Consider the following 18,481-nt stretch of genomic DNA (forward strand, 5'->3'; position numbering starts at 1 on the left):
TATTCTTCGCGTATGTCTGAACTGCCGGGTGGGCCTGGAGCCCTGTTTGCGATCGGTGGCGCCGAGGACAAGCTGAAGAAGCGGACGGTGTTGCAGGAGTTCGTGGAGGCGGCAGGTGGGCCCAAGGCGCGGATCGTGGTGGTGCCCACCGCGTCCGCGCTCGGGCCTGATGTCATCGACGTCTACCGGGCCCTGTTCGCGGCGCTCGGGGCCGAGAGTGTGGTCGGCGTCCGCCCGGAGAACCGGGAGGACGCCGACGACCCGGCCTTCATCGCCCCGCTGAACGACGCGACCGGTGTGTTCATGACCGGCGGCAACCAGCTCAAGCTCGCCGGTGTCGTCACCGGTACGGCGTTCGGCCGCGCCGTCACCGCCGCCCACGCGCGCGGAGCCGCCGTCGGCGGTACGTCGGCCGGCGCGAGCATCCTGGCCGAGCACATGATCGCGTTCGGGCGCTCCGGCGCCACCCCGCGGCAGCGGATGAGCCAGCTCTCCAACGGTCTGGGCCTGGTCCAGGGCGCGATCGTCGACCAGCACTTCGCCCAGCGGAACCGGTACGGCCGCTTGCTGTCGCTCGTTGCCCAGTCCCCCGGCCTGCTCGGGATCGGCGTCGACGAGGACACCGCGGCCGTTTTCCGCGGGTCACACCTGGAGGTCGTCGGCCGCGGCGCGGTGACGATCTTCGACGGCAGCCGGATCACCTCCAACGGGCACTACGCCGGCCGGTCCGAGCCGCTCCTCGCGTCCGGCGTCGTACTGCACGTCTTGCCGGCCACCGCGACGTTCGACCTGCAGAACCGTGTGCTGCTGTCGTTCGGCAAGCAGCCGCCGGCCACCGAGCTCGCCGAGATGCAGGCGGCCGAGGCGGATCTGCGTAAGCTCGCGAAGGAGATCGCGGCCGAAGGGGTGTCACCGAAGTACTACGCGGACCGCAAGAAGCGGGCCGGACGCCGTACGTCGAAGAAGTCAGCCACGGCGATAGGGGCCGGGGAGTCCAGACCGGAGGCGACCGAGCCGATCACGGCCGGCGCCGACGCCGAGAACCCCCTCCTCCCCGACCGTACGCAACCAGAAGTGTGATGGCCCGCATGACCGAGACCACCGGCACCCCCGCCCCCGATCTGAAGATCATCGAGACCCGCGTCTACCGCGGCCCGAACATCTGGAGCTACGAACCGGCGATCCATCTGGTCGTCGACCTCGGATCGCTCGAGAACTTCCCGTCGAACACCATCCCCGGTTTCACCGAGCGGCTGCTGGCCGACCTCCCCCGGCTCGACCAGCACCACTGCTCGCGCGGCCGCCGCGGCGGGTTCATCGAGCGCCTGCACGAAGGCACCTGGCTCGGCCACATCGCCGAGCACGTCGCACTCCAGCTCCAGCAGGAGGCCGGCCACGACATGCGTCGCGGCAAGACCCGGCAGGTGAAGGGCTCCCCCGGCATCTACAACATCACCTACGCGTACGCCGACGAGGCGGTCGGCCTCGCCGCGGGCGAGCTCGCCGTACGGTTCGTGAACAATCTGGTTCAACCGGATCCAGCGTTCGACTTCACCACCGAGCTGGAGAAGTTCATCAAGCAGGCGGAGCGGACCGCGTTCGGCCCGTCGACGCAGGCGATCGTGGACGAGGCCGTCTCCCGGGACATCCCGTGGATCCGGCTGAACAAGGCCAGCCTGGTGCAGCTCGGCCAGGGCGTGCACGCGAAGCGGATCCGGGCCACGATGACGTCCGAGACCGGTTCGATCGCGGTCGACGTTGCCAGCGACAAGGACCTGACCACCCGGCTGCTCGCGTCCGCCGGTCTGCCGGTGCCGCGGTCGGAGTCGGTCCGCACGGTCGAGGAAGCGGTCAGCGTCGCGAACAAGATCGGTTACCCGGTCGTGTGCAAGCCGCTGGACGGCAACCACGGGCGCGGCGTCTGCCTGAACCTGCAGGACGCCGACGCGGTCCGTGAGGCGTTCCCGATCGCGGCCGAGCAGTCCCGGCGCGGTTCGGTGATCGTCGAGAACTTCGTCACCGGCAAGGACTACCGCTGCCTGATCATCAACGGCCGGATGGAGGCGATCGCCGAACGCGTGCCCGCGCACGTCGTCGGCGACGGCATCCACACCGTGGCCGAGCTGGTCGACATCACCAACGCCGACCCGCGCCGCGGCGTCGGCCACGAGAAGATCCTCACCCGGATCACGGTCAACGCGTCGGCCCGGCAACTGGTCCGCGACCAGGGCTTCGAGCTGGACGACGTACCGCCCGAGGACGTGATGGTGAAGCTGACGCTCACCGGCAACATGTCCACCGGCGGGATCTCGATCGACCGGACCTGGGAGGCGCACCCGGAGAACGTCGAGATCGCCGAGGAGGCGGCCCGGATGATCGGGCTCGACATCGCCGGTATCGACTTCATCTGCCCGGACATCACCCAGCCGGTGCGTGAGACCGGCGGCGCGATCTGCGAGGTGAACGCGGCGCCCGGGTTCCGGATGCACACGAACCCGACGATCGGCGAGCCGCAGTACATCGCGAAGCCTGTCGTGGACATGCTGTTCCCGCCGGGCGCGACCAGCCGGATCCCGATCGTCGCGGTCACCGGTACGAACGGCAAGACCACGACCTCGCGGATGATCAGTCACGTCTTCAAGGGCCTGGGCCGCAAGGTCGGCATGACGTCGACCGACGGCATCGTGATCGACGAGCGGCTGGTGATCCGCCAGGACGCGTCCGGGCCGAAATCCGCGCGGATGGTGCTGCAGAACCCGCGGGTCGACTTCGCGGTCTTCGAGGTGGCGCGCGGCGGGATCCTGCGCGAGGGCCTCGGGTACGAGCGCAACGACGTGGCCGTGGTGCTGAACATCCAGCCCGATCACCTGGGTCTGCGCGGCATCGACACGCTCGAGCAGCTCGCGGACGTCAAGGCGGTCCTGGTCGAGGCGGTGCCGCGGACCGGGTACGCCGTACTGAACGCCGACGATCCGCTGGTGCGGAAGATGCGCCGGAAGTGCTCGGGACAGGTCGTGTGGTTCAGCATGGCCGAGCCGGGCAGCGAGGTCCGCGACTACATCGAGGGGCACTGCCGTCGCGGTGGCCGCGCGGTCGTGCTGGAGCGGTCCGACCTGGGCGACATGATCGTGGTGAAGCACGGCCGGCGGTCGATGCAGCTCGCGTGGACTCACTTGCTGCCGGCAACGTTCGGCGGGCGGGCGATGATGAACGTGCAGAACGCGATGGCGGCCGCGGCGGCTGCGTTCGCCGCGGGCGCTTCGCTGCACGACATCAGGCAGGGTCTGCGGACGTTCAGTACGTCGTACTACCTGTCGCCCGGGCGCTTGAACGAGATCGACGTGGACGGGCGGACCGTGATCGTCGACTACTGCCACAACGCGCCGGCGATGCGGATGCTCGGCGACTTCGTCGATCGTCTCGGCGAGAGCCTGACCGCGTCGTCCGAGCTCGGGCGGCCGTCCCGGATCGGCGTGATCGCGACCGCGGGCGACCGGCGCGACGACGACATCCGCGAACTGGGCGAGGTCGCGGCGCAGCACTTCGACGTGGTCGTCGTCCGCGAGGACGCCCGGCTGCGCGGACGCAAACGCGGCGAGTCGGCGGCCCTGATCGAGGCCGGCGTCCGCGCCGCGATGGAGCGCGGCGCCCGCTGCCGTCAGGTCGACACCGTGCTCGAGGAGCTGGATGCGGTCAAGCATGCGCTCGGCCGCTCGAACCCTGGCGACCTCGTCGTGCTCTGCGTCGACCAGCACCAGTCGGTCCTGGCCGAGCTCGAATCGGTCTCCCACCTCGCCCAAGCCGGAGCCCGCTCGGGCGACGAGGGCGGCGACCCCGACTTCGTACCCCCGGACGAGGAGCCCGCGGAAGCCGAACGGGAAACCGCCTGACCTGTCACCCTGCGAGGCTGTTCACCGCGTTATAGGAGTGTGGGGATGACAGCCGAGGACGACTTCGACGAGTTCGTGCGGGCGCGGTGGACCGCGACCGCACGACTCGCCTATGCACTCACCCTGGACCACCAGAAGGCCGAAGACCTGGCGCAGGACGCGTTCACCAAGCTGTGGTTCCACTGGCGGAAGGTGCGCGACGGGAATCCTGAGGCGTACCTGCGCAAGATCATCGCCAGCACCTTCCTGTCCGGTCGCCGACGCCGCTGGCGCGGTGAACATCCCACCGAGACGCCGCCGGAGACCGTCGTCCATCCGGCGACCGTCGCGGTGGACGAACGCCTCGCGATCCACCAGGCGATGGCACGCCTCAGCCCGCGGCAGCGCGCTGCCGTCTACCTGCGGTACGCCGAGGACCTGTCCGAGCGCAGCGTCGCCGACCTGCTCGGGTGTTCGGTCGGCGCAGTGAAACAACACACCCGCCGCGGTCTGGAAGCGCTCCGCACCGACATCACGTTCGCCGCGCCGGACGAACTGGCCGACCTCACCGAAAGGGGGATCTGATGACCGACGACCTGGGAGCCAAGCTCGCGCTGCTGACCGACGACCGGCCCGAGCCCGCCGACCCCGCCGCGCCGATCCGGGCGCGGATCGAGAGTCGCCAACGGCGCCGCCGGACGACGGCCGCGGTCTGCGCGGCGGCGGTCGTGATCGCCGTCGTGGTGGCGAGCACGGTCGTCGGCACGATCAAGTCGGCAGAACCGCAGGTCGCAACGACCGCGCCGGGACCCCAGCAGCGAACCCAGAACCTCGACTTCAGGTACACACCGCTCCCCGAACCTTGGTCCGACGAGCAGGCGTTCAGGGAACAGCCGGATGCACTCAAGTACGGTCCCGGTTTCTACGTCGCACGCGGCAGCATCCCGAACGAGAGCTGGGCGGTCGCGTCGTCTTACAGCGACGGCTGTCTCGTCGTCACCGACGAAGGTCCGGCCAGGGCCTTCGGCGGCACCGAAGCCTGCTTCTACGAGAACTGGAAGCCCGGCCAGCGCGCTCAGTACAAGACGATCCCCGCAGTGATCCCGAACCTGGGCTCCGCCAAACACCTCACGATGGTCATGGGCGCGGTTTCGGCGGAGGCACGCAAGGTCCGCATCACTGCCGGCGGCGTCACCTACGTCGAGCCCGCGACCGGTACACCGAACAGCAGTCGCCTCAGGTTCTTCGCAACCGTGATCGATGCCGCGGAGTCCGATATCACCTCGGTGACGCCGATCGATGCGGCAGGGAACGTCGCGCCCAGCCCGGGCAGCTAGTTCACCGGCTGTCGGCGGGGCAGGAGGCGGCGTGGGGCCTCCTGCTGGTCGATCCAGTCGAGATCGTCGGAGAGTACGGCGTCGTTCGAGCGGTCGGCGTACGGGTCGGGAGGCGGCGGTGGTGGCGGGAGGGCGCGCAGCTTGAGCGCCACCATCGGGATCGCGAGCAGTACGGCGACCACCATCCACGGCCAGTATTCGCGCAGCAATGGCTGGAAGGACTGGAAGAACGCCTCGGTCGACGCGTCGCCGACGGCGTCCATCGGCTTCCCGTGGGAGCGGGCGACCACCTGCACGGCCTCGACGAGGCCGTTGCACACCAGGTAGAACCCGGCCAGCGGGATCCACGAGCCGACAGAGCGCCACCCGCGCTTCCAGCAGGCGAGGTACAGCAGCAGCGCGAGCCCGGCGCCGACCAGCAGGCCGTTCAACTGCCACAGCCATCGCCAGTCGGCCAACTGCTCAGCCGGGCGCTGCGCGTACCAGGCCACCGGCAGCGCGAGCGCGAACGCCGCGACGACCGAGCTTCTGGTGCCCAGGGCACCGAACAGCGCGCCGACAGCACTTGCCACCAGCAACGTGATCAGCATGTCCCGGTCGGAGAACGAGTTCCCGGTCTGCCACCACATGCCTGCGGCAACGACCAGCACCACCGGCACGGCGACCCGGACGCGACCGATCAGCAGTCCGGCCAGCACACCGCCCGCGAATCCACCGAGCAGCACCAGATCGATCCGCGGCGGCACGAAGTACGTCGCACCGTCCGGCAGCCCTTTCAGGTACGTCGCGGAGAAGCCGCCCACGAACCAGGCGACCACCGCGGCCGGAATCGACCACAGGTAGCGCATACAAACCCCGTTCCCACCCCTCATCCATCCCGTCGAGGGGGCGGATGGGGCTTAGTGCTGGGCTCTCTCGACCTTGCTCTTCAAGGTCTCCGGTGTGTCGACAGTAGCTCCCTCGGACCGCAACCAGGCGTCAAGACTCGCCCGATCCTGCAGAGACATCACTGCCACCACATCCCCCGGCCGCGCCTCAGCGACCAGCGCCTGCGCCGCCTCGAGCTCGGTCGGGTACGCCGGTACGTCGTCCACGCCGACCGATGCGGCGCCCTCGCGGAACACCGCCTCGAGCTCCGCCGGCGGCCGTCCGCGGAGGTAATCGCTCTTGTGACCGATCGCCACCCGGTCGGTCGCCCGCGCACCCATCGCACCGAGCGCCGCGACCATGTCGTCGGCCCGGTCCCCCGGCGAACCGAGGGCCAGCATCAGCCGCCCGCCTTCCGGCCGGACGCCGTTCATGATCTCGATCAACGCTTCGAGCCCGGCCTCGTTGTGGGCGAGGTCGATGACGACGGTGAAGTCGCGCAGCGAGTACATGTTCATCCGGCCGGGGTTGTTCTCGTTCGGCGCGAACGTGCTGAGCCCTTCGATCACCGCCGCCCGCGGCAACCCGAGCCCCAGTGCCGCCGACGCCGCGGCCAGCGTGTTCTCGACGTTGTAGTGCGACAGCCCCGACAGCGTCATCGGTACGTCGACGACCTTCAGCAACGGCTCCGGATCACGCGACTGGTCCAGCACCGTCACGAACCCGTCGAGCACCGTCGTCGCCCGGCCGCCCTCGTCGAGGACTGTCCGGATCGACGGCGAATCGGCTTCACGCGAGAACACCCAGCACTTGGCCGGCGAGCCGAGCCGCATCGCGAACGTCCGCGGGTCGTCGCCGTTCACCACACACCAGCCGCGCGGCCGGGTGATCTGGGTGATGACCGCCTTCACCTCGGCCAACTGGTCGATGGTGTCGATTCCGCCTAGACCGAGGTGGTCCGCGGTGACGTTGGTGACGACGGAGACGTCGTTGTAGGCGATCCCGACCCCGCGCCGCAGGATCCCGCCGCGCGCGGTCTCGACCACCGCGAGCTGGATCCCGGGCTGGGACAGCACCTGCGCCGCGCCGCTCGGGCCGGAGAAGTCGCCGTACTTGATCAGTTCGCCGTCGAAGTACACGCCGTCGGTGCTCGACCAGCCGACATGCAGGCCGGCCGCACGACCGATGTGCGCGATCATCCGCGAAGTCGTGGTCTTGCCGTTCGTCCCGGTCACCGCGACCACCGGGACCTTGGGCCGCAGAGTCGGCGGAGGGTTGCCCGGCGGCTCGTCCCGCACCCGCTCGCCCACGGCCGCGATCAGCTCGCTCAGGTCGCCTGAGTGATCCGCTCCGAACGCGTCCAGTACCTCGACGATCGCGGCTCCGAGCGCCCGTGCCCGGGCCTCGTGCGCCCACGGGAACGCGACGACCAACCGGCGTACGTCGTTCTCCGGGCGGACCCGGACGCCGATCCGCCCGATCCCCGCTTCGCGCGCGATCCGTCGTACGACGTGACCGGCGACGCGGATCGCGAACCGCTGCCGGAAGCCCGACCCGATCCGGCCGGGCCGGGTGGCGCCGAGGCCGATCGCCTGCGCGTACGCCTTGGCCGCCGGGGCCGGCGCATCCACGAGCGACGAGACGTCGAGCGTCAGCTTGACCGCGGCACGACTGAAGTAGAGGTTGGCGCCGTCCAGGACGCGGAGCTCAACCAGCGAGGTGGCCACCTATCACGCACCCATCGCGTGGTAACCGCCGTCGACGTGGACGATCTCGCCCGTGGTCGCCGGGAAGAAGTCGCTGAGCAGGCCGACGATCGTGCGGCCGGTCGGCTCGAGGTCGGACGGGTCCCACCCGAGCGGGGCGCGGTCCAGCCACGGCTCCTCGAACTTCTCGAAGCCCGGGATGGCCTTCGCGGCCAGCGTCTTCAGCGGTCCGGCCGAGACCAGGTTGCAGCGGATGCCCTGGGCACCGAGATCGCGGGCCAGGTACCGGCTGGTCGACTCAAGGGCGGCCTTCGCCACCCCCATCCAGTCGTACCCGGGCCAGGCCACCGTGGCGTCGAAGGTCAGCCCGACGACACTGCCGCCGCGGCTCATCAACGGCGCGCAGGTCACCGCGAGCGCCTTCAGGCTGTACGCCGAGACGTGCACCGCCTGGGATACGTCGTCCCACGGACCGTCCAGGAACTTCCCACCGAGGATCGTCTCCGGGTTCCCGTACGCGATCGAGTGCACGACCCCGTCCAGGCCGTCGACATGCTCGCGGACCGCATCCGGCAGCGCGGCCAGGTGCTCGGGGTTCGTGACGTCGAGCTCCAGTACCGGCGGCTCGGTCGGCAGGCGTTTCGCGATCCGCTTGGTGATGCTGAGCGCGCGGCCGAAGTTCGAGATCAGCACGGTGGCGCCCTGTTCCTGCGCCACCTTGGCCGTGGCGAAGCCGATCGACGAGTCGAGGGTGACTCCGGCGACCAGGATCCGTTTGCCGTCGAGGATGCCCACCGGCATTCCCTTTCCAGTAGTGATGAAGAGCCAGTAGTGATGAAGAGTTAGTTGCCCATGCCGATGCCGCCGTCGACCGGGATCACCGCGCCGGTGATGTAGCCGGCCTCCTCGGACGCCAGCCAGCGGACCGCGTTCGCGATCTCCTCGGTCAGGCCGAACCGGCCGAGCGGGATCTGGCTCAGGTACTGCTTCTGGGTCTCCTCCGGCAGGACCGCGGTCATGTCGGTCTCGACGAAGCCCGGAGCGACCACGTTCGCGGTGATACCGCGGCTGCCGAGCTCGCGGGCGATCGACCGGGCCATCCCGATCAGGCCGGACTTGCTGGCCGCGTAGTTCACCTGGCCCGGCGAGCCGAGCAGACCGACCACCGAGGAGATGAAGACGATGCGGCCCTTGCGCAGCCGCAGCATGCCCTTCGCTGCCCGGCGTGCGACCCGGAAGGAACCAGTGAGGTTGGTCTCGATCACGGAGTCCCAGTCGTCGTCGGACATCCGCAGCAGCAGCGTGTCGCGGGTGATGCCGGCGTTCGCTACCAGCACCTCGACCGGACCGTGCTGCTCCGCGATCGTGTCGAAGGCGGCATCGACCTGCTCCTGGTCGGTGATGTCGCACTTCACGCCGAGGAAGCCCTCCGGCGGCGGGCTGGTGTTGTACGTGACCGCGACCTGGTCGCCGGCCTCCTTGAACGCGGCGGCGATCGCCAGCCCGATCCCCCGGCTACCGCCGGTCACCAACACAGACCTACCCACAAGCCCTCCTCACCCGTCAGCACACAAGTCAGCGGCACGAACGCTACAACGCCGCGGCCCGTACCCGCTCGACCGGGGACGGGCCGCAGCAAGGTCAAGCGGAGATCAGGAGTCTTCGAGGCGGAAGCCGACCTTCATACCGACCTGGTAGTGGTCGATCTGGTTGTCGACGACGTGGCCGCGGATCTCGGTCACCTCGAACCAGTCGAGGTGACGCAGGGTCTCGCCCGCCCGGGCGATGCCGTTGGTGATCGCCTGGTTGATGCCCTCCTTGGAGGTACCAACGATCTCAGTGACGCGGTAGGTGCGATCGGTCATGCGACATTCCTCTCCATCCTGGCTGCGCGGGGGCGGGCGGCGCGGCGTACCGTTGTTCTTGCTGAGGAGGATAGATGTCGCGACACCGTGAGCGGACCGGCGAAACCGTCATTTCGGTGACGAGTGCACAGCCGGGCCGGTCCGAGGATCTGGACAGCCGGATCGTGCGCTACGCCTGGATGATGTCGATCCGGATCGTCTGCTTCGTGCTGGCCGTCCTGACCCCGTCGCCGTGGCGCTGGTTGTTCGTCGTCGGAGCGATCGCCCTGCCGTACTTCGCGGTGGTGCTGGCGAACGCCCATCGGTCCGTGACACAGCCCGCCGCCGTCCCCTACATCGCACCGTCGAGGCTCGCGATCGGCGAGCCCCCGACGGTCGTCGTACCGCAGGACGAGGACCCGCATCCGGGCCCTCGTCAGGACCCCCGGACCGACACCGAAAAGTGATCTTGGCCGGGACTGGAAAACTTGCAGTGATCCGTGTCAGAATCTCCCGCGTGCTCTGAAGTTCATCAGTGAAATTCAGGGACTTGATGCGGCGTCGGACGGCTCCCCCCGTGGCTGTCCGACGTCGCTTCATTTTGCCCAGGCTATTGATTATTGAGACATCAGGAATGCAGAGGAATGGCGCCAGCGCATGAGTGAAGAAGCCGCACCGTCGGTCTGCTCCGCCAAGGGCTGCGGCAGGCCTGCGACCTGGGCGCTGCGGTGGAACAACCCGAAGATCCACACACCCGACCGGCGCAAGACCTGGCTCGCCTGCGACGAACACAAGGAGAGCCTGTCCGACTTCCTGGCCCGGCGGTCATTCCTGCGCGAGGTCGAACCATTCACCGAGTGAATGTCATCTAGCGAAAAAGTACATTTCCGGATTGGGCCGGTATGACCGTCATCCGCCGATCGCGGACATCGGCCTGGACGGTTGCAGGAAGCTCGGATCGTTGATGCCGTGGCCCGGGAGTTTCTGCCGCATCGCGCGCCGCCAGCGGTCGGCCAGTTCGGCATCGTCCGCGCCGTTGCGCAACGCGGTCCGGAGGTCGGATTCGGTGCGAGCGAAAAGGCAGTCCCGGACCTGGCCGTCGGCGGTCAGCCGGACCCGGTCGCAGTCCCCGCAGAACGGCCGGGTGACCGAGGCGATGATGCCGACGGTCTGCGGCCCGCCCTCGACCAGGAACGACTCGGCCGGCGCACTCCCCCGCTTCGACGCGTCGTCAGGTGTCAGCGCGAACCGGCGGGACAGCGTTTCCAGAATCTCGTCGGCCGTGATCATCGTCGAGCGGTCCCAGCCGTGCTGCGCGTCGAGCGGCATCTGCTCGATGAACCGCAGTTCGTAGCCGCGGTCGAGGCAGAACTCCAGCAATTCCGGCGCTTCGGCGTCATTCACGCCGCGCATGAGGACGGCGTTCACCTTCACCGGGGTGAGACCGGCGGCCTGGGCCGCCTCGAGGCCGGCGACGACGTCGCTCGCGCGGTCCCGGCGGGTGAGCAGCTTGAAGGTGTCAGGGCGAATAGTGTCGAGGCTCACATTCACCCGATCCAGGCCGGCGTCCTTCAATGCCTGGGCCTGCCGGGCGAGGCCGATCCCGTTCGTGGTCAGCGAAACCTCGGGGCGGGGCGAGAGTTGCGTCGTACTGGCGACGATGCCGACCAGGCCGCGGCGGAGCAGAGGTTCGCCGCCGGTAAAGCGGATCTCGTTGACGCCGAGGTGCGTCACGGCGATCGAAACCAGCCGGATCACCTCGTCGTCGGTGAGCAGTTCAGGCTTGGCCAGCCAGTCCAGTCCCTCTTCGGGCATGCAGTAGGTGCAGCGCAGATTGCAGCGGTCCGTGAGGGAAACCCGGAGGTCTGTGGCGACCCGGCCGTACCGGTCGGCCAGGCCGGTCTGAGTCGTCTCCTCGATCGCTGTCATCACACCAGCGTACGTGCCGCGCGTCGGCGATTTCAGGGCATGGCTTAAGTTCGAGACGTGGGTCGCTTGATGAACGTCCGCTGGATCGCCGCCGCGCTGGGTGTCCTGGTGCTCGCCTTCGTGTGCGTGCAGCTCGGTCGCTGGCAGTTCCACCGCCTCGACGAGCGCAAGGCGCGGAACGAGGTGACCCGGACGAACCTGGCCGCGGCGCCCGCTCCGATCGACCAGATCCTCGGCCCGCCGGGGGTCGTCGGCGACCAGCACGCCTGGCGCACTGCCGTCGTCACCGGGCGGTACGACGCGGCCAAGCAGATCGTCCTCAAGTACCGCAACATCGACGACCGGCCGGGCTTCGAGATCGTCACCCCGCTGGTCCTCGCCGACGGGAAGGCGGTGCTGGTCGACCGCGGGTTCCTGCCGAGGCAGAGTTCGGAGCTGATGCCGCTGAAGATTCCCGCGGTGCCGACCGGCGAGGTGACGGTCACCGGACGTCTGCAGCGCAGCGAACGCGGCGGCCACACGAACGGCGGCGTCCCGGACGGTGGTACGGCACGGCTCATCAACGGACCGGATTTCGCGAAGGTCCTCGGGCTGAACCTGTACGACGGCTACATGATGGTGACCAAGCAGGACCCGCCGAACGATCCGGCCTTCAACGGCTTCCCGGGTCCGGAGATCGACGACGGGCCACACTTCTTCTACGGCCTGCAGTGGTGGTTCTTCGCGCTGCTGGCCGTCGGCGGACTCGTCTACTTCTCCCGACAGGAGGTCCGCGGTGCCAAGAAGCCCGCGCCAGAGCAGCCAGAAGTCGTCGAGCGGCCCGAGGCCCGCGCCGGAGCGAAGGATTGAGGACTACGCGCTGATCGGTGACCTGCAGACCGCCGCTCTGGTGTCGAAGCAGGGATCGATCGACTGGCTGTGCTTCCCCCGCTTCGACTCGCCGGCCTGCTTCGCGGCGCTGCTCGGCACCGAGGACAACGGTCACTGGCGGATCGCGCCGCGGGACGCCGACGCCGTCAGCAGCCGGCACTACCGCGGGGACACGCTGGTGCTGGAGACCGAGTGGTCGACCTCGACCGGCACCGTGCGCGTGATCGACTTCATGCCGCCGCGGGATTCCGCACCGGACGTCGTACGCATCGTCGAAGGCGTCAGCGGGTCGGTCGAGCTGCGGTCGGAGTTGAAGCTGCGGTTCGACTACGGCCACGTCGTTCCATGGGTCCGGCGGTCCGACGGCCAGATCGATGCGATCGCCGGACCGGACGCGGTGTCGTTGCGGTCCGACGTCCATCAGTACGGGCGCGACCTGACGACGTACGCCGATTTCCGGGTCGCGGAGAACGACCGGGCCTGGTTCGTGCTGACCTGGCATCCGTCGCACCATCCGGTCCCCCGGCCGACGGACGCGCTGCAGTCGTTGGAGCCGACCGAGACGTTCTGGCAGGACTGGATCGGCCGGAGCCAGAGCTCGACCGACTTCGGCGAAGAGGTCACGCGGTCGGTGCTGACGCTGAAGGCGCTCACCTACGCGCCGTCCGGCGGGATCGTGGCGGCGCCGACCACGTCGCTGCCCGAGACGCTCGGCGGACAGCGGAACTGGGACTACCGGTACTGCTGGTTGCGCGATGCAACGATGACGCTGTCCGCGATGCTGCGCGCCGGCTACACCGACGAGGCCGAGGCCTGGCGGAACTGGCTGCTGCGCGCGATCGCCGGATCGCCGTCGGACCTGCAGATCATGTACGGCGTGACCGGCGAGCGCCGGCTTACCGAGTTCGAGGCCGGTTGGCTGCCCGGGTTCGCGGAGTCGGGGCCGGTCCGGATCGGGAACGCGGCCGCCGAGCAGCTGCAGATCGACGTGTTCGGCGAGGTGATGGACGTACTGGCGCTGGCCCGTGAGCATCAGATCGGCGCGACCGACGAGGCATGGCAGGTGCAGCGCGGCCTGATGGCGCATCTCGACGACGTGTGGGACCAACCGGACGAAGGCATCTGGGAGGTCCGCGGCGGACGGCAGCATTTCACGTACTCGAAGGTGATGGCCTGGGTCGCATTCGACCGGGCCGCGCGGGCGGTGCAGCGGTTCGGGCTGAACGGGCCGGCGAAGGAGTGGCGGGCGCGGGCCGACGAGATCCATCGGGCGGTCTGCGAGCAGGCGTACGACGCGGACCGGAACACGTTCACCCAGGCGTACGGGAGCAAGGCGCTGGATGCCGCCGTCCTGCTGATCCCGCAGGTCGGGTTCCTGCCGGCGGATGATCCGCGGGTGGTCGGGACCGTCGACGCGGTGCAGCGGGAGCTGGCCTCGGACGGGTTCGTCCGGCGCTACCTGACCGAGCACACCGACGACGGCATCAACGACAGCGAAGGCACGTTCCTGATCTGCTCGTTCTGGCTCGCGGACGCGCTGGCGATGATCGGCCGGGTCGGCGAGGCCCGCGATCTCTACGAACGACTCGTTGCCCTACGCAACGACGTCGGACTGCTGGCCGAGGAGTACGACGTGACGTCGGGCCGCATGCTCGGGAACTTCCCGCAGGCGTTCTCCCATCTCGGCCTGGTCAACACCGCCTGGCATCTGACCACGGCCGAGTCGCCGTTGCGCAAGTCGGCGTACTGAGGCACGCCGTAAGTTCTTGCCACGGGCTACGAACTGTCGAGGTGCGCCGCGGGGTGCGGTGGGGCAGGATGGTGACGTGGACCTCGGACTGCGCGATCGCACCTACATCGTCACCGGCGCCAGCGCCGGACTCGGCTTCGCCACCGCGAAAGCCCTTGCTGCCGAAGGCGCACGGCTGGTGATCTCCAGCCGCAACGAGGAGTCGATCTCCCGCGCCGCGGCCGAGCTCGGCGAGAACGTCGTCGGCATCCCGGTCGACAACGCCGACCCGGAGAGCGCGGAGCGGCTGGCGGCGACCGCGGTCGCCAAGTGGGGTGCGCTGCACGGCGCGCTGATCAGCGTCGGCGGGCCACGGCCCGGCACGGCACTCGACAGCGAGGAGGACGACTGGCGGTCGGCGTTCGAGAGCGTCTTCCTCGGCGGGCTGCGGATCGCTCGCGCCGTCGCCCGGGCCGGATCGGAGGGTACGTCGATCGCCTTCGTGCTGTCGTCGTCGGTGAAGTCCCCGATCAACGGACTCGCGATCTCGAACGGTCTCCGCCCCGGCCTGGCGATGGTGGCCAAGACGCTGGCCGACGAGCTCGGCCCGAACGGCACCCGGGTCAACGGCCTGATGCCCGGCCGCATCTCCACCGACCGCCTGAAGGAGCTCGACGGCAAGAGCGGCGACCCCGAGGCGGCCCGCCGCGCGTCGGAGAAGACCATTCCCCTGCGTCGCTACGGCACCCCCGAGGAGTTCGGCCGGGTCGCCGCCTTCGTCCTCTCCCCCGCCGCCTCCTACCTGACCGGCACGATCATCCCGATCGACGGCGGGGCCCTTCGCACGATCTGACGATCAGCCCCACTGGCCCGGCACGTAGTCGCCGGCCGGTTGCTGGGTCATGACGTTGAGGCGGTTCCAGGTGTTGATGCCGGCGATGGCCCCGACCAGCGCGGCCAGCTGGTTCTCGTCGTAGTGCTTGGTCGCGTTCAGCCAGACGTCGTCGGGGACTCCGCCGGCGGCGTCGGCGATCCGGGTGCCGGCCTCGGTCAACGCCAGGGCTGCACGCTCGGCATCGGTGTAGACGGTCGCCTCGCGCCATGTCGCCACGAGATTGATCCGGACCGGGGTCTCGCCGTGGTGTGCGGCATCCTTCGAGTGCATGTCGACGCAGACCGCGCAGCCGTTGATCTGGCTGGCCCGCAATTCGACCAGTTCGAGGGTCGAGAGCGGTACGCCGGCGTCCAGCGCGACCCGGGCGGCCGCGTTGAGGTGCTTGATGAACTTGCCCAGCACCGGGTTGGTGAACATATCCAAACGGGCGTCCATAGTGGCGTTTCTCCTTAGGGGATGAACTCTTTGACACCACTACGACGAGACAGCTTCCCGAACTGTCAGTCCGGTGCGATCCGGTTGCCCTGCTCGTCCCAGTGCTCGGCGACCTTCTTGCTCGGCTGGACGCGCGGCGGCTCCCCGGGCATCTTCGGGTAGTCGGGCGGGAAGTTCAGCTCGCCGCCGGGCAGCTCCTCCCACAGCCGCAGCAGCGCATCGAGCGAGTACGCCGTGTCGTCCATGTCCGCCCACGGATCACCGTCGGCGAGGTACTCCGGGACCGTGTGCAGGTTGAACGCCCGCGGGTCATCCACCTCGGCCAATCGGTCCCACGTCATCGGCGTGCTGACCGGGGCGCCCGGCCGCGGCCGCAACGACCACGCACCTGCGACCGTGCGATCCCGCAGGTTCTGGTTGAAGTCCAGGAAGATCGCATCCTCGCGGCGCTGCTCCTTCCACCAGGCAGTGGTCACACCATCATCGCGGCGCTCGAGCTCGCGACCGAGGCCGATCGCAGCGTGCCGGACCTCGTCGAAGGACCACTCCGGCCGGATCCGCACGTAGATGTGGATGCCGCGGTTGCCGCTGGTCTTCGGGTACCCCTTGAGGCCAAGCTCCTCGAGCAGCTCGCGGGCGACGCCGGCTACCCGCCGGGCGTCGGCGAAGGTCGCGCCCGGCTGCGGATCGAGGTCGATCCGTAGCTCGTCGGGATGGTCGAGATCGGTCTTCCGGACAGCCCACGGATGGAAGACCAGCGTGCCCATCTGGGCCGCCCACACCGCCGCGGCCGGCTCGGTCAGACAGAGCTCGTCGATCGGACGATCGTTCGGCGTCAGCACCCGGCAGGTCTCGAGCCAATCGGGAGCGCCCTTCGGCAGGCGCTTGGAGTAGAACCCGTCGCCGGTCTGCCGACCGACCGCGTCCACCGACAGCGTCATCCCTTCGCGCCACCCACCCGGCCAGCGCTCCAAGGCGACCGGACGGTCCCCGGAGGCCCGCATGAACGCCGGAGCCACCTCGATGAAGTACTCGCAGACCTGAAGCTTGGTGACCTCCGGAGCCCAGTCGGTGGCCTCGTAGACAACGCGTTCAGGGCTGGACACCCGGACCTCGCGGTCTCCCACCGTGAGCATCACCGCTGTGCTCTTCGCCATGCGGTGACGCTATCGCCCCGCGCCGACCAAAACCCGGAATTCCCCACCGTCCCGCACCGGATCTGTCCGCACGCGGGGCGGAAGGGCAACTTTTCCCGACCTCTGGCCACGGTAGGTGACCGAGCGGTAACGTTCCTGCACCTCGTTCCTGGGGCGTGAGGCCCCCGGGACACCTGACAAGGAGCGCGAGGATGAACAGATCCGCCCTGTTCGCCGCTGCTACTGCAGTGGCGACCGCCACCGCCCTCGGACTGACCAGCGCTACAACAGCGACCGGCGCCCCGACGGCTTCGCCTGTCCCCACCCCAGCCGCGGCAGTGGCCAAGGCCAAGGCAGCGATCACCAGCAACCTGACCGCGCTGCGGGCCACCACGGCCGATGCGTTCGTCGTCAAGGACGTCATCGTCGACCCCGACGGTGCCAGCCACGTCCGGATGGACCGCACGATCGGCGGCCTCCCGGTGCTCGGCGGCGATGTCGTCGTACACCAGGCCAAGGACGGCGCGTTCAAGGGCGCCAGCCTGACGCTGAGCAGGAGCGCGAACGTCGCCCGTACGCCGAAGATCAGCGTCGCGACCGCGACGGCGAAGGCACTCACCAAGGGCCTGACGGCCGAGGGCAAGCCCAGCCTGGTGATCGAGGCCCGCAAGGGCGCGCCACGGCTGGCCTACCTCGTCACGACCGGCGGCACCCAGGCCGACGGTACGCCGAGCCGGATCACCACCACGATCGACGCACTGACCGGCGCGAAGCTGGTCAGCGAGCAGCACATCGAGACCGCGACCGGTGACGGCAAGAGCCTGTACTCCGGGACCGTACCGCTGCAGACGTCGACGACCACCGGCGGCTTCACGCTGACGGACGCGACGCGCGGCAACGGCTTCACCGCGGACGCGAACAACAAGACCGACTCGATCCTGTGCCAGCTGTTCCAGCTCGGATGCCCGACGCCGACGAAGTTCGTCGACGCGGACAACCACTGGGGCACCGGCACCAACGCCGACCGCGCGACGGCGGCCGTGGACGCGCACTACGGCGCCGCGACCACGTTCGACTACTACAAGAACGTGCACGGCCGGAACGGGATCTTCGGCGACGGCAAGGGCGTCCCGAGCCGCGTGCACTACGGAACCAACTACGTGAACGCGTTCTGGGACGGCAAGCAGATGACGTACGGCGACGGCGACAACGTCGCGGCGGGACCGCTGGTCTCGATCGACGTGGCCGGCCACGAGATGTCCCACGGCGTCACCGAGCACACTGCCAACCTCACGTACTCCGGTGAGTCCGGCGGCCTGAACGAGGCGACCAGCGACATCTTCGGCACGCTCGTCGAGTTCTACTCCAACAACGCCTCCGATCCCGGTGACTACTACATCGGCGAGGAGATCATGAAGGACCGCCCGGCCCTGCGGTACATGGACAAGCCGAGCAAGGACGGCCAGTCCCCCGACTGCTACAGCTCCGGCGTCGGCAACCTCGACGTGCACTACTCGTCGGCGATCGCGAATCACTTCGCGTACCTGCTCGCGGAGGGCACCGGCGCGAAGACGATCGGCGGTCTGCCGCACAACTCGCCGACCTGCAACGGTTCGTCGATCACCGGCATCGGCCACGACAAGCTCGGCAAGATCTGGTACCGGGCGCTGACGACGTACATGACCAGCGGAACGACGTACGCGCAGGCCCGGACCGCGACGCTGAACGCGGCCACCGACCTGTACGGCGCGAGCAGCGGCGAGCGCGCGGCCGTTGCGGCTGCCTGGTCCGCGGTCGCGGTGAACTAAAGGGGTTTTGCCGGATCCCTGTCCCACTGGGGCGGACAGGGATCCGGCGAACAAAC

18 protein-coding genes are annotated in these 18,481 nt (G+C 69.0%); 10 read left to right on the forward strand and 8 right to left on the reverse strand.

The window, feature by feature from the left end; genetic code table 11:
- Positions 1-12 precede the first annotated feature (12 nt).
- Genes AB0J62_RS27780 through AB0J62_RS27795 form a run of 4 tightly spaced genes read left to right on the forward strand, consistent with a single transcriptional unit; the run spans position 13 to position 5,206 of the window.
- The gene (locus tag AB0J62_RS27780) at positions 13-1,080 is read left to right on the forward strand and encodes a cyanophycinase (protein ID WP_363877200.1); all 1,068 of its coding nucleotides are present in this window, start codon (positions 13-15) and stop codon (positions 1,078-1,080) included.
- An 8-nt stretch (positions 1,081-1,088) separates the two neighbouring features.
- Complete coding sequence (cphA, locus tag AB0J62_RS27785; protein WP_363877202.1) at positions 1,089-3,890, forward strand: cyanophycin synthetase; 2,802 nt, start codon at positions 1,089-1,091, stop codon at positions 3,888-3,890.
- 45 nt (positions 3,891-3,935) lie between these two features.
- The gene (locus AB0J62_RS27790; protein WP_363877204.1) at positions 3,936-4,454 is read left to right on the forward strand and encodes a SigE family RNA polymerase sigma factor; all 519 of its coding nucleotides are present in this window, start codon (positions 3,936-3,938) and stop codon (positions 4,452-4,454) included.
- A complete protein-coding gene (locus AB0J62_RS27795; protein ID WP_363877206.1) occupies positions 4,454-5,206 on the forward strand; it encodes a hypothetical protein in 753 nt (250 codons plus the stop codon). Before AB0J62_RS27790 ends, AB0J62_RS27795 begins: the two co-directional genes overlap by 1 nt.
- On the opposite strand, the gene AB0J62_RS27800 is transcribed toward AB0J62_RS27795, so the two are convergent.
- From AB0J62_RS27800 to AB0J62_RS27820, 5 genes are all read right to left on the reverse strand, one after another.
- On the reverse strand, positions 5,203-6,054 hold the full coding sequence (locus AB0J62_RS27800) for a hypothetical protein (RefSeq protein ID WP_363877208.1): 852 nt from the start codon (positions 6,052-6,054) through the stop codon (positions 5,203-5,205). The two genes, AB0J62_RS27795 and AB0J62_RS27800, sit on opposite strands and share 4 nt — an antisense overlap.
- A 51-nt stretch (positions 6,055-6,105) precedes the next feature.
- Positions 6,106-7,800, reverse strand: coding sequence for a Mur ligase family protein (locus AB0J62_RS27805; RefSeq protein WP_363877210.1), 1,695 nt, complete (start codon positions 7,798-7,800; stop codon positions 6,106-6,108).
- 3 nt (positions 7,801-7,803) lie between these two features.
- Complete coding sequence (fabI, locus tag AB0J62_RS27810) at positions 7,804-8,580, reverse strand: enoyl-ACP reductase FabI (protein ID WP_350863735.1); 777 nt, start codon at positions 8,578-8,580, stop codon at positions 7,804-7,806.
- A gap of 41 nt (positions 8,581-8,621) precedes the next feature.
- Complete coding sequence (gene fabG, locus AB0J62_RS27815; protein WP_130450391.1) at positions 8,622-9,326, reverse strand: 3-oxoacyl-[acyl-carrier-protein] reductase; 705 nt, start codon at positions 9,324-9,326, stop codon at positions 8,622-8,624.
- A 105-nt stretch (positions 9,327-9,431) separates the two neighbouring features.
- Positions 9,432-9,644 (reverse strand): dodecin, encoded by a 213-nt coding sequence (locus AB0J62_RS27820; protein WP_130450393.1) that lies wholly within the window; start codon positions 9,642-9,644, stop codon positions 9,432-9,434.
- Positions 9,645-9,718: 74 nt separating this feature from the next.
- Here AB0J62_RS27820 and AB0J62_RS27825 point away from each other — a divergent pair, with 74 nt between their 5' ends.
- Together AB0J62_RS27825 and AB0J62_RS27830 are read left to right on the forward strand one after the other, a co-directional pair.
- Positions 9,719-10,090 carry a DUF3099 domain-containing protein gene (locus AB0J62_RS27825; RefSeq protein WP_363877213.1) on the forward strand — a complete coding sequence of 124 codons (372 nt, stop codon included), beginning with the start codon at positions 9,719-9,721 and terminating at the stop codon, positions 10,088-10,090.
- A gap of 190 nt (positions 10,091-10,280) precedes the next feature.
- Entirely contained in the window at positions 10,281-10,484 is a 204-nt protein-coding gene (locus tag AB0J62_RS27830; protein ID WP_363877215.1) for a hypothetical protein, read from the forward strand.
- Between the two features lie 48 nt (positions 10,485-10,532).
- On the opposite strand, the gene moaA is transcribed toward AB0J62_RS27830, so the two are convergent.
- On the reverse strand, positions 10,533-11,552 hold the full coding sequence (gene moaA / locus AB0J62_RS27835; RefSeq protein WP_363877217.1) for a GTP 3',8-cyclase MoaA: 1,020 nt from the start codon (positions 11,550-11,552) through the stop codon (positions 10,533-10,535).
- Positions 11,553-11,609: 57 nt separating this feature from the next.
- Between moaA and AB0J62_RS27840 the strand changes: the two genes are divergently transcribed.
- The 3 genes from AB0J62_RS27840 (at position 11,610) to AB0J62_RS27850 (ending at position 15,004) form a co-directional block, all read left to right on the forward strand.
- Positions 11,610-12,401: an SURF1 family protein gene (locus AB0J62_RS27840; RefSeq protein WP_363877220.1), complete on the forward strand. Its 792-nt coding sequence runs from the start codon at positions 11,610-11,612 to the stop codon at positions 12,399-12,401.
- Positions 12,328-14,172: a glycoside hydrolase family 15 protein gene (locus AB0J62_RS27845; RefSeq protein WP_363877222.1), complete on the forward strand. Its 1,845-nt coding sequence runs from the start codon at positions 12,328-12,330 to the stop codon at positions 14,170-14,172. Before AB0J62_RS27840 ends, AB0J62_RS27845 begins: the two co-directional genes overlap by 74 nt.
- 76 nt (positions 14,173-14,248) lie before the next feature.
- Complete coding sequence (locus AB0J62_RS27850; RefSeq protein WP_363877224.1) at positions 14,249-15,004, forward strand: SDR family oxidoreductase; 756 nt, start codon at positions 14,249-14,251, stop codon at positions 15,002-15,004.
- A gap of 3 nt (positions 15,005-15,007) precedes the next feature.
- Here AB0J62_RS27850 and AB0J62_RS27855 read toward each other — a convergent pair whose 3' ends face one another.
- Together AB0J62_RS27855 and AB0J62_RS27860 are read right to left on the reverse strand one after the other, a co-directional pair.
- The gene (locus tag AB0J62_RS27855) at positions 15,008-15,481 is read right to left on the reverse strand and encodes a carboxymuconolactone decarboxylase family protein (protein WP_363877226.1); all 474 of its coding nucleotides are present in this window, start codon (positions 15,479-15,481) and stop codon (positions 15,008-15,010) included.
- A 65-nt stretch (positions 15,482-15,546) separates the two neighbouring features.
- Positions 15,547-16,638, reverse strand: coding sequence for a DNA primase small subunit domain-containing protein (locus AB0J62_RS27860; protein ID WP_363877228.1), 1,092 nt, complete (start codon positions 16,636-16,638; stop codon positions 15,547-15,549).
- Positions 16,639-16,829: 191 nt separating this feature from the next.
- Between AB0J62_RS27860 and AB0J62_RS27865 the strand changes: the two genes are divergently transcribed.
- The gene (locus AB0J62_RS27865) at positions 16,830-18,425 is read left to right on the forward strand and encodes a M4 family metallopeptidase (protein ID WP_363877230.1); all 1,596 of its coding nucleotides are present in this window, start codon (positions 16,830-16,832) and stop codon (positions 18,423-18,425) included.
- The last annotated feature ends 56 nt before the right edge of the window (positions 18,426-18,481 follow it).

It is taken from the genome of Kribbella sp. NPDC049584 (assembly GCF_040675555.1).
In the GTDB taxonomy this organism is placed as follows: domain Bacteria; phylum Actinomycetota; class Actinomycetes; order Propionibacteriales; family Kribbellaceae; genus Kribbella.

What these genes read in the sequence shown, in the direction of transcription:
- AB0J62_RS27780 (WP_363877200.1), top strand. Translation starts at nt 13, where the DNA reads ATGTCTGAACTGCCGGGTGGGCCTGGAGCCCTGTTTGCGATCGGTGGC.
- cphA (WP_363877202.1), top strand. Translation starts at nt 1,089, where the DNA reads ATGACCGAGACCACCGGCACCCCCGCCCCCGATCTGAAGATCATCGAG.
- AB0J62_RS27790 (WP_363877204.1), top strand. Translation starts at nt 3,936, where the DNA reads ATGACAGCCGAGGACGACTTCGACGAGTTCGTGCGGGCGCGGTGGACC.
- AB0J62_RS27795 (WP_363877206.1), top strand. Translation starts at nt 4,454, where the DNA reads ATGACCGACGACCTGGGAGCCAAGCTCGCGCTGCTGACCGACGACCGG.
- AB0J62_RS27800 (WP_363877208.1), bottom strand. Translation starts at nt 6,054, where the DNA reads ATGCGCTACCTGTGGTCGATTCCGGCCGCGGTGGTCGCCTGGTTCGTG.
- fabI (WP_350863735.1), bottom strand. Translation starts at nt 8,580, where the DNA reads ATGCCGGTGGGCATCCTCGACGGCAAACGGATCCTGGTCGCCGGAGTC.
- AB0J62_RS27820 (WP_130450393.1), bottom strand. Translation starts at nt 9,644, where the DNA reads ATGACCGATCGCACCTACCGCGTCACTGAGATCGTTGGTACCTCCAAG.
- AB0J62_RS27825 (WP_363877213.1), top strand. Translation starts at nt 9,719, where the DNA reads ATGTCGCGACACCGTGAGCGGACCGGCGAAACCGTCATTTCGGTGACG.
- AB0J62_RS27830 (WP_363877215.1), top strand. Translation starts at nt 10,281, where the DNA reads ATGAGTGAAGAAGCCGCACCGTCGGTCTGCTCCGCCAAGGGCTGCGGC.
- moaA (WP_363877217.1), bottom strand. Translation starts at nt 11,552, where the DNA reads ATGACAGCGATCGAGGAGACGACTCAGACCGGCCTGGCCGACCGGTAC.
- AB0J62_RS27855 (WP_363877226.1), bottom strand. Translation starts at nt 15,481, where the DNA reads ATGGACGCCCGTTTGGATATGTTCACCAACCCGGTGCTGGGCAAGTTC.
- AB0J62_RS27860 (WP_363877228.1), bottom strand. Translation starts at nt 16,638, where the DNA reads ATGGCGAAGAGCACAGCGGTGATGCTCACGGTGGGAGACCGCGAGGTC.
- AB0J62_RS27865 (WP_363877230.1), top strand. Translation starts at nt 16,830, where the DNA reads ATGAACAGATCCGCCCTGTTCGCCGCTGCTACTGCAGTGGCGACCGCC.